The following is an 11579-nucleotide window of genomic DNA, read 5'->3' as shown; positions in this document are numbered from 1 at the left end:
TTCCTTAGTTTGCTTGTTGAAGTTCTTGAAGTCTTTGTTTTACTACATCAGAGTGTAAAACTTCAATCTTTTCACCTTTTACAGTTTTTTTCTTTCTAACATTTACTTTTTCCCATTTTTCAGCAATCTTACCTTCAGGGTTAATAATAAATGTACTTCTTACTACACCCATATTTTCTCTTCCCATGAATTTTTTAAGTTGCCATACTCCATAGTCTTCACACATTTTTTTATCAGTATCAGCTAATAAAGTAATAGATAGGTCATATTTTTCAATAAATTTTCTATGTTTTGCACTATCATCAGGACTCACTCCTAAGATAATTGCATCTAAGTCATCAAACTCAGGTTCAGCAGCTGTAAAGTCACAAGCTTCATTTGTACAACCTGGAGTTAAATCTCTTGGGTAGAAGTATAATACAATCCATTTACCTTTTAAGTCTCTAGAACAAATTTCAATATCATCTTGGTTTGGTGCACAAAAGTCTGGTGCTACTTGTCCAACTTCAATCATCTTTTTTCCTTTTAAATCTATTTTTTTATTGCAATAAATGTAGCAAAATTCACCCATTTGAAAAGTGTTTCACAATGTTCAAATCCTGCATCAAGTATCATTTTTTTGTTTTCTTCATCCGTATAAGGTATAAGTACATTTTCTAACGCTTCTCTTTTTTGAGAAATCTCATATTCACTATAGCCTTGAGTCTTCTTAAATTCATAATACTCATCAATGTATTGTTTTCCTAAAACTTTATCAGATGAAATTACTTTTTCACTAAAAATAAAAACACCACCAGGTTCAAGGCTTTTATATATTTTTTTAACTAGTTTTTCTCTTTGAAGAGGTCTTATAAATTGAAGTGTATAGTTAGAGATGATTAGTTTTGCATTTGGATAATCAATAGTATGTAAATCTTCATTTAGAAGTTTAATATCTACTCCAAAAGCTTTACACTTATTAGCTGCTCTTGCAAGCATTGCAGGAGAGTTATCTATACCTATTAAGTTTAACTTCTTAGAAGTATGCTTTGATAGTTCTATTAGCGTCGAAGCTGTAGAACATCCTAAGTCATACACAGTATCATCGTCTTCTAAATAGTTTAGAGCAAAATTTATTGTTAATCGTTGCATCTCTTTGTAAAAAGGAACAGAACGATTTAACATATCGTCAAATACTGATGCTACTTCTTCATCAAACTCAAATTGTTTTGTTATTGATTTTTCAAATACCTTATCTGTCATAGAGATATTTTAGCTAAATGAAGTTTAATTATAATTTATCAATTGATTCAATTACTTTATTTAAATCAATATCATAGTAAAAACATGTTCTTTCATCGCAGGCAAGATAGTTTTTTGTATTTTCTACTTGAGTTAAAAGGTAAGGATATTTTATTGTTTCAATAAGCTTTTTATTTTTTAAAAGATTATTTTTATTAGTTTTTAGAATTACATCTTGATGTTTTATTTTTGTAAATAGTCTTAGTGCATTTGGTGCCCTTGAAATATCATTTAGTATTTTTTGTTTTTGTTCTTGAATTTTTATTTTAGTACTCTCTAAAAGTTTTAAATCATAGTTTAGGTTTGCTATTGAATATAGATTGTTTAGATGTATAGAAATTGGGGAACTATAATGTCTATCACTAAAATAGGCTTTGTAGTTTTTTTCTTTGTCATAAAACCAAGTTTTATCTTTATAGAAATTCTCATTTACAAAAAAGGATAATTTTTTTGCTAAGTCTAAATATTTATTTTCATAGGTTTTTAAAAAAGCGTTTATTAAAGCCTCACTTAAAAATACATACTCTTCTAATAAAGCTTCTTGCAAAGGAGTTTTGTCTTCTATTTTTTGATGGTAAAGTGTATTTTTTACATAAAGATTTTTAAGTAAAGAATCAAGGGCGTTAATAGCTTGTTTTAAATAGTTTTTATCTAAAGTAGAAACTTTAAATAGTGAGCTTATCATCATAGCATTCCAAGAAGTGATAATCTTTTTATCGATAAAAGGAAAGTTTTCTTTTTCTCTAAACTTTTTTAGTAAAGCTTTTAAATCTTTGTTTAGAATCTCTTTTTTTACTAGGTTTAGATTATTGCTTAGATTTCCAAACTCATCAAAAGCAATTTTTTCTAGCTCTTCTTCAATGTCTTCAAACTCATTTTCTCCTAAAAAACTATATAACTTTTCATAATCATATAAATAGTATTTCTCCTTTGCATCTACTGCACTATAAAATAGGTTTTGTTCATTTGATAAATAATTATTTGTAAAAGCAATTGTATTTTTAATAGCTTTTAAATAAGTTTTATCCTTTGTATTTAAATAGAGTCTGTAAAAAAGAGCTAAGAGTTCTGCTTGGGTATAAAGCATCTTTTCAAAGTGGGGAAAGGTGAAGTTTTGATTTACTGAATATCTATAAAAACCACCTTGAATATGGTCTTGTAAAGCATTGTTTATTAAAGTTTTACTTGTATTTAAAACAATTGTTTTAAGAGTTTCATCTTTATTTAAAAGGTAAAGGTCAAAAAGAAAGTTCAAGTGAGAAGTTAGGGGAAATTTATTTTGCTTATCAAAACCATGAAACTTTTCATCATATCTTTCAAGCATAGTTTTTACAAAAGCTTCTTCGTGATTTGAGATAGTTTTCTTTATATTTTGATTGCTTTTTTTCAAAATTTTTAAACTGTTTTTCTCATTTTGTTTTGCATACTTTTGTAGTGTTTCAATTAGCCCAACTATTTCAATTAAACTATTTTTTGGAAGATAAGTTCCTAAAAAAACAATCTGCTTTTTATGGTTTAAAATAACAGTTAAAGGCCAGCCTCCATTTTCATTTTTGAATTCTCTATATTTCTCTTGGTATTTAAAATCTATTTGAGGAAGCTCTTCTTTATCAACTTTTATACTAATATAGTGTTTATTTAAAATCCTTGCAACTTCAGTATCTGAAAAAGACTCTTTATTCATTTCATGGCACCAATGACAAGTACTATATCCGATTGATAAAAAGATTAGTTTGTTTTGTTTTTTTGCTTTATTAAATAGGTTTTCATGGAATGGTTGCCAAAAAATTGAATTAGTAGAATGTTGTTTTAAATAAAAAGAGTCTTCCTTTGCAAGTTCATTTGCAATCTCTTTTGTAGTGCTACTAGCAAAGGAAAAATCTATTAAAAATATAAAAAGAATAATTTGTTGTAAAAATATCTTTTTCATAAAGATATTCTATCTAAGTTTGAAGATTTTGTTAAGCTAAAATATCTCTAGCTTGGTTTATATCTTCATCAATTTGTTTTTTTAATTCTTCAAAAGAGTCAAATTTTTTATTGTCTCTAATTTTATCAATGAACTCAACTTGTACAGTTCTATAGTTATTTTTAATAGTTTTATCTAAGATGTGAGTTTCAACTGCAAAGCTACCATCTGTCGTAACTCTATGACCTAAAAATGTCACTGAATTGAATTTCTCTTCCGCAATAATTGTACGTGTTGCATAAACACCTTCATTTGGAAGTAGAAAATCTGATATGTTTAAATTTATTGTTGGAACAAAGCTTTTACTACCTAAGCCTTGACCTTTAACTTGGTCACCAAAGATTTTGTAGTTTTTTGCTAGAAGTTTGTTTGCAAATTTGATATTTCCATCTTTTAGGTATTCTCTTATAATTCTTGAGTGAACACCTACTTCATCGATTTTGATTTCATCAATTACTACTACTTCTCCATGAAAAAGCTCTCTTAGTTGAGGAATACAGTTTTGTCTATTTTTCCCAAAACAAAAATCAAAACCTACAACTATCTTTTCTAGGTTTGGAAACTCTTCTTTTATTAGATTTAAAAACTCAATTCCACTTAGATGTTTTATATTTTCAAGCTCATAGTAATAAATAGGATAAATAGAATACTCTTGTCTATAACTTTTAGGTGTTAAGTTTGCAAAACCTGATTCTATTGAAAGAACTGCACCGTTCTCTCCTAGGTTTTCAAATAGTTTTTGGTGGGCATAATGCATACCATCAAAACCACCAATTGCAATTGCTGTTATGCTTTTTTTATTTATCAAAATAGAAGAGCTCTTCTTCATTTCCATCTTTTCCTTCAAGTTTACTTTTTGCACAAGCTTTTAGATTCCAACCTAATAGTTTACATTCATCTAAAAACTTATCCCTTGATTTAGTGATAGCTTTGCTGTCTTTTACAACACCTTTTTTATCTCTTTTTACATTTGTTCCAACTTCAAATTGAGGTTTAAACAAAATTATAATTTCATTTTTTGCTTGTAAATCTATATGCTTGATAATATTTAAAATAGAAATAAATGAAACATCACAAGTTACTACTTCAAACTTTTTTTCACTTTCAAAAGTTCTAATATCTTGGTTTTCATAAAAAGTAATTCTTTTATCGTCTCTTATTCTTTCATGTAGTTGGTTTGAACCAACATCAACGCAAATTACACTTTTAATACCTTTTTCTAAAAGTATTTGAGTAAAGCCTCCTGTACTACTTCCAATATCTAAAGCCTCTTTGTCTTCAAGGTTTATATTAAACTCTTCTACAAAATACTTTAGTTTATAAGCAGCACGACTTACATAAAACTCATCTTCTAAAAGTTCTACATTGTGTTCTTGAGAAGTTATAAAAGATGGTTTTGAAATAATTTTTCCATCTACTTTTACTTTTTTGGCTTTTATAAGTTCACTTGCTTTATTTCTACTTTGAATATCAAAATAGTTCGTAAGATATAAATCTAGTCTCATCTCTTTCATTGAGGAATTATAATAAAAAAATACTTCTTATTTGATTATTTATGCCTTTATTAGTCATTTTGAGTAAAATAGGAAAATGTATTTTGTAAAAGAAGAAAGCTCTCATACTTATGAAGAGAAAAAATCAAAGTTTATTGCCCACCTAGCTCCTTTCAGTGAATTTGAATCACTTATGAAAAGATTAAAAGATGAACATCCCAAAGCAAGACATTTTGTATATGCCTATAGACACTTAAATGAGTTTAATCAAGTAGTTGAAAACTCTAGTGATGATGGAGAACCCCGTGGAACAAGTGGAAAACCAGCATTAAATGTATTAGCTGGAAATGAGCTTATTAATTCTGCTGTGATTATAATAAGATATTTTGGTGGAATAAAACTTGGAACTGGTGGTTTGGTTAGAGCTTATAGTGATGCTGTTAATTTAGTTATAAATGAAAGCAAGCTAATAAAATATGAAGACAAAGAGAAGTTTTCTTTGACCCTTGATTATTCAAGACTTTCTAAGATAGAGTATCTTTTAAATGAGTTAGAAATTGAAATTGCAAACAAAGAGTTTGTAAGTGATGTAACTTTAACTCTTCTTTTAACTAAAGAACAAAAAGATGAACTTGAGGTTCAACTTCCAATTGACTTGAAACTAAATAATTAAAATAGTTATAAATAAAGTTTCATTATAATAATTTAATTTATTATTTTGGAGCTTTTATGAAAACTTTACTTCTTACTCTTGTATTCGCAACTTTTTTATTTTCAAAAGATAAAATAGATGTAAACTTCAACAATCTTGAGCTTTTACAGCTTATTAAAATTACCTCAAAAACTCTAGATAAAAATATTTTAGTCTCCCAAAATATAGATGCTAAAGTAAACTTTGTATCAAATGAACCTATATCTAAAAAAGAGTTATTGGATATTTTAAAACTCTCACTTAAAGAGAATGGTTATACCCTTGAAGAAGAGAAAGGTCTTTTAAAAGTTGTAAAGATAAAAGAAACTAAACTAAAAGCAGTTGAAGAAAAAAAACAAAAAAAAGAAAAAAGAAAAATAGAAGTAGTTAAGTTAATAAATCTAGATGCAAAGCATATTCAAAAAATACTATCTAAAATGTTAGAAGAAAGAAAAGGTAAAAACTCTAATAAAACAGCTGTAATTTATGAAGAAAGCTCAAACTCTATTATCTTAGATGGAAAAATAGATGATGTAAACTCTATGTTAGCAGTTATAAAAAGTTTAGATAAAAGAAAAAAACAAATATATGTAAAGGCAAAGATTGTAGAGCTTGACGATTTTTTGTTAAATGATATTGGATTTAAGTTTGGAATATTAGGTGCTAAATCTTATAGTTCAGGACTTTATACTTTTAGTTCAAATTTAAATAATGGCACAGCTCTTACTTTTGATACGTCATCTATTGGCTTAGAGATTCCAAATCTTACTTCTTCCCTTGCCCTTGGTGCTTCTTTGAATTTACTAAATAAAACTTATGCCCTTGATATTGTTTCAGAACCAACTTTACTTTGTCTAAATAATAAAGCAAGCTCAATTTATGTTGGTGAAACAGTATCAATTCAAACAGGAAGTACCACAACTGATGGAGGTACAACTAAAAATGTTTTCGAAAGAGAAGATATAGGATTAACTTTAAAAGTAAAACCTAGAGTTGATTCAAACAAAGTCTTATTGGATATTGAAGCTATTTTAGAAGGAATAAAAAACAATAATACAAACAATAACCCTGATACTTCAAAAAAGCAAATTAAAACAACTGCTTTTGTAAATAATGGAGAAAGCATTGTCTTAGGTGGACTTATTGAAGAAAAAAGTGAAAAAACAATAGAAAGTGTTCCTTATGCTAGTGATATTCCACTTATTGGAGAGCTTTTTAAAAATAGGAATAAAAATAGTAGAAGAAAAAATTTAATCATAATTATCACTCCTTATATTGTTCCAAAAAATAAAGACTTAACATATGTGACAAATGAGTTAGCAAAAATAAAAGCCTTGGAAGATAAGCTTTTAGAAGAGTTACTTCTTGACTTAAAAAAGAAAAAAGATAGTTCTGTTTCTAAAGAAGAGACTTCCTTATCCCATGAAAAAAGGCTCAAAATATTTTTAGGTTCATAGAATATTAACTATTAGTTAATTTTATCAAAAATAAGATAACTGATGATTTGCCTTGAACAAGTAGTTGAATAATCCATCTAAGATTAATTGATATTCTTTTTAAAGTATAAAAAAGCTATTATGAATCCTATAAGATAAGGAATATATAGTGTTTAAATCAGATGGATTAAAGAGTTTATATATAAGAAATATAGTTCTAACAATATTATTTGCAGTTATAGTTACAATAATAACTTCTATTGTAAACTATAATATAAAGTATATAGAAATCAATGAACAAATAAAAAAAGATGTAGAGTTTGATTCAAAAAAAATCAAATTATCAATAAAAAGCTATTTAGATAATATTGAGAATACTATTGATGCAATATTAGTTAACAAAATTTTTACAAATTATTTACAAAAGAATATTGAAAAAGATAAAAAATTAGTAGCAAGTTTATTTGAAAGTTTAATGTATAGTCATAAAAGTTTATTTCAATTGAGGTTTATTGATAAAGATGGTTTTGAAAAAGTTAGAATAGAAAAAGAAAGAAATACTGACTATATTTATGCTGTTCCTGAAGAATTATTACAAAATAAATCTAGTAGATATTATTTTAAAAAAACAATTAAAAACAAAGAAGGTTCTTTTTATTATTCTAATTTAGATTTAAATGTAGAAAATAAAAAAATTGAATTACCATTAAGACCTACGATAAGAATTTCAACAAATGTTTTTTATAAAGGGAACTTTTATGGAATAATAATTGCCAATGTTGAAATGGATAATTTATTGTCAATAATAGAATCAAATAACAATTTTAATATTTATTTAGTAGATAATGAAGGAAACTTTATAATTCATCCAGAAAAGGAAAAAAGGTGGAATAAGTATTTAAGCAATGGACATACTATTTTTTCAGAGTTTAATTCATCAAATACTTTAGAAGCAATAAATACACAAACAGATAGATTTATATTTCCATTAAAAAGTTATTTTAAAAATGAGGAAGAAATAAAGCTAATATTAGAAGCTGAGAATGAATATGTAAATAATGTTAAAAATAGTAATCTAAAATATCTAATAATTCTTGCAAGTTCAATTCTTATTATTTCCATAGTACTTGGATTTATAATCTCAATTCCTATCTCAAAAATATATTTGAATTTTAACAAATTATACAAAGATAATCTAAGATTTATGGATATTATAGATAAATATGTTATCACAATGAATGTAGGCTTGGATAAAAAAATCATTAGTGTGAGTACTGCTTTATCTAAGATTAGTGGTTATAAAAAAGATGAACTTATTGGAAAAGAACCATCTATATTAAAAAGTGATGATACATCTGCAGAATTATATAAAAATTTATGGAATAATATTTCAAATGGATTAGTCTGGGAAGGAGAACTGAAAGATAAAGGTAAAGATGGTACTTTTTATTGGTTGAAATCTATTATTTTACCTAATTTTAATGATAATAAAAAAATTACAAGCTTTACTTCAATAAGTGAAAATATTACAGATAAAAAAGTAATAGAGGAATTATCTCAAACAGATAAGCTTACGCAGTTAGCTAATAGATTTATGCTAGATAAATCTTTAGAAATTGAGTTTGAAAGGTACAAAAGAACTGGAAGACCTTTTTCTATTTTGTTAATAGATATAGATAAGTTTAAAGAAGTTAATGATACTTACGGACATCAAGTTGGTGATGTAGTTTTAATTGAATTATCAAAAATATTAAAAGAAAATTCAAGAAAAATAGATACTGTTGGCCGATGGGGTGGCGAAGAGTTCTTAATTGTTTGTTCTAATACAAAAGAAACAGGAGCTTTATCTTTTGCAGAAAAAATAAGAAAAGAAGTGGAATTAAATACTTTTACTTATGTAAAAAATAAAACAGTGAGTATTGGTTTAGCAGAGATAAATAACAATGATACAATTTTAACACTACTTCAACGAGCAGATCAAAAACTTTATTTGGCGAAAGAAAATGGAAGAAATCAAGTTGTAAGTTAGATTTATGGATAGTTCAAAAAACAAAAGTATTTTTAAAAACAATATAAAAGCTGTTAAATATCTATTTATTTTGACTTTTATATGTTTTGGAATTTTAATTACGGTAATAACTCTTTATATAAATTACTACTACCAGATTAATAAAATATACTTAGATTTAAGAACTGAAGCCCAAAAAGAAACTTCTAATAAAATAGAAGAAATAAATACTTATATTGAAAGTCATATTGACATAATATATTCATTAAAAAATAATGAAATATTTCGTCAATATATTAGTAACCCAAATAATAAAAACAGTCTCTTTTTATTTAGACAGGCAATTGAGTCAAATAAAAATATTATGCAATTAAGCTTTATTGATAAAAATGGTTTTGAAATAATTAAATTTCAAAGAGGTTCTAGATTAAATAAAGTAGAAAATGTTGAAAAGATTCTTTTACAAGATAAAAAAGACAGATATTATTTTAAAAAGACTAAAGAATTAAATACTAATAAATATTATGTCTCAGATATTGATTTAAATGTTGAAAATAGTAAAATACAAAAGCCTGTAATTCCTACTGTTAGATTAGCAACTCCAATTAAAGTAAAAGGAAGCTTTGAAGGAATAATTATATTAAATCTATTTGTAGAGAATTTACTTAAAGAAGTAGGAAAGTCAACTTATTTTAATACTTTTATTATCGATTCAAATGGAAATTTAATATTTAGTAAAAATAAAAAACAAGATTTATCTTGGTTAGAACAATTAAAAAAAACTGTGAATATTGAAGATTATTTAGGAACATCTTTTGATACAATTTTTGAAATGGATAACTATTCTTCATCAATGATTTTTTCTAAAAAAATTAGTTCAAATGTGATACATAATCAAAAACTATTCATGATACTTCAGGCAAAAGAAGAGTTGATTTACAATAATAAACAAATTATTAAAAATAATATATTAAAGATAATTCTAATAATAATTTTTTTTAGTACTGTTATTGGTTTTTTATTATCTTTTATTCCTATAAATCAAATAAGAAAAACTTTAAGTTTAGAAGATGAAGTAGTTGATAATAAAAATTTATTAGATGAATATATAAAAGCTATGAATATTCATAATATTATTTCAAAGTCAGACTTAAAGGGTAATATAACATATGTGAATGAAAATTTTTGTAAAGTAACAGGATATAAGAAAGAAGAAGTAATAGGCAAATCACACTCACTTTTACGTTCAAATGAAACTAAAAAAGAAACATTTGTTGATTTGTGGCAAACTATACATAATAATAGAGTTTGGACAGGTATTTTAAAAAATAAGAAAAAAAATGGAGATTTCTATTTTGTAAATATTGCTATTGTTCCTATTACAAATAAAAAAGATGAAATAATAGAGTATGTTGGAATAAGACATGAGATTACAGAGTTAATAAAACAAAAAGAGGAAGTTTTATTTTCATTAAAAAATGATAACTTAACAAAATGCCCTAATCGAGTTAAACTTGTTGAAGATTTAGAGAAATTTAAGAATAATAATTTAGCAATTATTGATATTGATGATTTTTCTTCAATTAATGATTTTTATGGGCATTTAATAGGAAATGTAGTAATTGTACAATTTGCAAAACTTATTCAAAGTTTTTTAGATAAAAACTTTAAGTTATATAGATTACATGCAGATAAATTTGCGATATTAAATAACTCTTTATCTAAAAAAGATTTTATTAAATTTATGAATTTAATAAATATAAAAATTGTTGATTCTAAAATAAATATTGATATTAAGTCTTTTGATATATCTCCTTCAATTGGAATTTCCTTTGAAGATAAATATGAGTTGTTAATAACTGCAGAAATTGCAAATAAACATGCAAAAAAGATTAATAAAGATGTATTTATATATCAAAAAAAATTTCAAATAGAAAAAGATGTAGAAGATAATCTTATTTGGATAGAAAAAATCAAACGTTCAATAAAAGAAAATAGAATAATAGTTCTTTATCAACCAATATATAATAATAGAACAAATAAAGTAGAGAAATATGAAGTATTAGTTAGACTTAAAGAACTTGATGGAAAATTAATTTCACCATATTATTTTTTAGAGATAGCAAAAAAGTATAAACAATATATTAAACTTACAAAAAGAGTTATTGACCTTTCTTTTGAAAAATTTAAAAACTTAAATTATGAGTTTTCAATAAATCTTACTGTCGAAGACATTTTAAATGAAGAGATTAATTCTTATTTAATAAAAAAAATAAATGAATACAATATAGGGAATAAACTAGTTATAGAATTAGTAGAATCTGAAAATATTGAAAACTTTGATCAAGTTTTAAACTTTATGAATTTAATAAAAACATTTGGTTGTAAAATAGCAATTGATGATTTTGGGACAGGTTATAGTAATTTTGAGTACTTACTTAGAATAAATGCAGATTATTTAAAAATTGATGGTTCTTTAATAGAAAATATTGATTCAAATAAAACTTCTAAAGAAGTTGTTCAAACAATAATAAACTTTGCTCATAAAATGGGTTATAAAGTAATAGCTGAATATGTTTCTACAAAAAATATATTTAGTGAAGTAAATCAATTAAAAATTGATTATTCTCAAGGATATTATATTGGTGTACCGGATGAAGAGATTTCAAAAGCAATATGTATATATTAACTAGCTACAATA

General features: G+C 25.0%; 9 protein-coding genes. 4 read left to right on the top strand and 5 right to left on the bottom strand.

Features of this window, described 5'->3' with window-relative positions; translation table 11 throughout:
- Positions 1 to 4: 4 nt before the first annotated feature.
- Genes CRV02_RS01395 through CRV02_RS01375 form a run of 5 tightly spaced genes read right to left on the bottom strand, consistent with a single transcriptional unit; the run spans position 5 to position 4755 of the window.
- Complete coding sequence (locus CRV02_RS01395) at positions 5 to 514, bottom strand: peroxiredoxin (protein WP_129088842.1); 510 nt, start codon at positions 512 to 514, stop codon at positions 5 to 7.
- A 17-nt stretch (positions 515 to 531) separates the two neighbouring features.
- Complete coding sequence (gene cmoA, locus CRV02_RS01390) at positions 532 to 1242, bottom strand: carboxy-S-adenosyl-L-methionine synthase CmoA (RefSeq protein WP_129088841.1); 711 nt, start codon at positions 1240 to 1242, stop codon at positions 532 to 534.
- A 28-nt stretch (positions 1243 to 1270) separates the two neighbouring features.
- Entirely contained in the window at positions 1271 to 3211 is a 1941-nt protein-coding gene (locus CRV02_RS01385) for a thioredoxin domain-containing protein (RefSeq protein WP_129088840.1), read from the bottom strand.
- A 31-nt stretch (positions 3212 to 3242) separates the two neighbouring features.
- Positions 3243 to 4079, bottom strand: coding sequence for a bifunctional riboflavin kinase/FAD synthetase (locus tag CRV02_RS01380; protein ID WP_129088839.1), 837 nt, complete (start codon positions 4077 to 4079; stop codon positions 3243 to 3245).
- Positions 4048 to 4755, bottom strand: a complete 708-nt coding sequence (locus tag CRV02_RS01375; RefSeq protein ID WP_129088838.1) for a TlyA family RNA methyltransferase — start codon at positions 4753 to 4755, stop codon at positions 4048 to 4050. Before CRV02_RS01375 ends, CRV02_RS01380 begins: the two co-directional genes overlap by 32 nt.
- 85 nt (positions 4756 to 4840) lie before the next feature.
- Here CRV02_RS01375 and CRV02_RS01370 point away from each other — a divergent pair, with 85 nt between their 5' ends.
- The 4 genes from CRV02_RS01370 to CRV02_RS01355 all read left to right on the top strand — a co-directional run bounded on the left by CRV02_RS01370 (position 4841) and on the right by CRV02_RS01355 (position 11567).
- A complete protein-coding gene (locus CRV02_RS01370) occupies positions 4841 to 5416 on the top strand; it encodes a YigZ family protein (protein WP_129088837.1) in 576 nt (191 codons plus the stop codon).
- A gap of 56 nt (positions 5417 to 5472) precedes the next feature.
- Complete coding sequence (locus CRV02_RS01365) at positions 5473 to 6891, top strand: type II secretion system protein GspD (RefSeq protein ID WP_129088836.1); 1419 nt, start codon at positions 5473 to 5475, stop codon at positions 6889 to 6891.
- A 148-nt stretch (positions 6892 to 7039) separates the two neighbouring features.
- Positions 7040 to 8899, top strand: a complete 1860-nt coding sequence (locus CRV02_RS01360; protein WP_129088835.1) for a diguanylate cyclase — start codon at positions 7040 to 7042, stop codon at positions 8897 to 8899.
- Positions 8900 to 8903: 4 nt separating this feature from the next.
- Positions 8904 to 11567, top strand: coding sequence for an EAL domain-containing protein (locus CRV02_RS01355; protein ID WP_258239202.1), 2664 nt, complete (start codon positions 8904 to 8906; stop codon positions 11565 to 11567).
- Positions 11568 to 11579: the final 12 nt, after the last annotated feature.

The organism is Arcobacter sp. CECT 8989, assembly GCF_004116715.1.
In the GTDB taxonomy this organism is placed as follows: Bacteria; Campylobacterota; Campylobacteria; order Campylobacterales; family Arcobacteraceae; genus Halarcobacter.
This window is presented reverse-complemented; position numbering and strand designations above follow the sequence as displayed.

Coding starts and splice junctions, on each gene's coding strand:
- CRV02_RS01395 (WP_129088842.1), bottom strand. CDS start 514: ATGATTGAAGTTGGACAAGTAGCACCAGACTTTTGTGCACCAAACCAA.
- cmoA (WP_129088841.1), bottom strand. CDS start 1,242: ATGACAGATAAGGTATTTGAAAAATCAATAACAAAACAATTTGAGTTT.
- CRV02_RS01385 (WP_129088840.1), bottom strand. CDS start 3,211: ATGAAAAAGATATTTTTACAACAAATTATTCTTTTTATATTTTTAATA.
- CRV02_RS01380 (WP_129088839.1), bottom strand. CDS start 4,079: ATGAAGAAGAGCTCTTCTATTTTGATAAATAAAAAAAGCATAACAGCA.
- CRV02_RS01375 (WP_129088838.1), bottom strand. CDS start 4,755: ATGAGACTAGATTTATATCTTACGAACTATTTTGATATTCAAAGTAGA.
- CRV02_RS01370 (WP_129088837.1), top strand. CDS start 4,841: ATGTATTTTGTAAAAGAAGAAAGCTCTCATACTTATGAAGAGAAAAAA.
- CRV02_RS01365 (WP_129088836.1), top strand. CDS start 5,473: ATGAAAACTTTACTTCTTACTCTTGTATTCGCAACTTTTTTATTTTCA.
- CRV02_RS01355 (WP_258239202.1), top strand. CDS start 8,904: ATGGATAGTTCAAAAAACAAAAGTATTTTTAAAAACAATATAAAAGCT.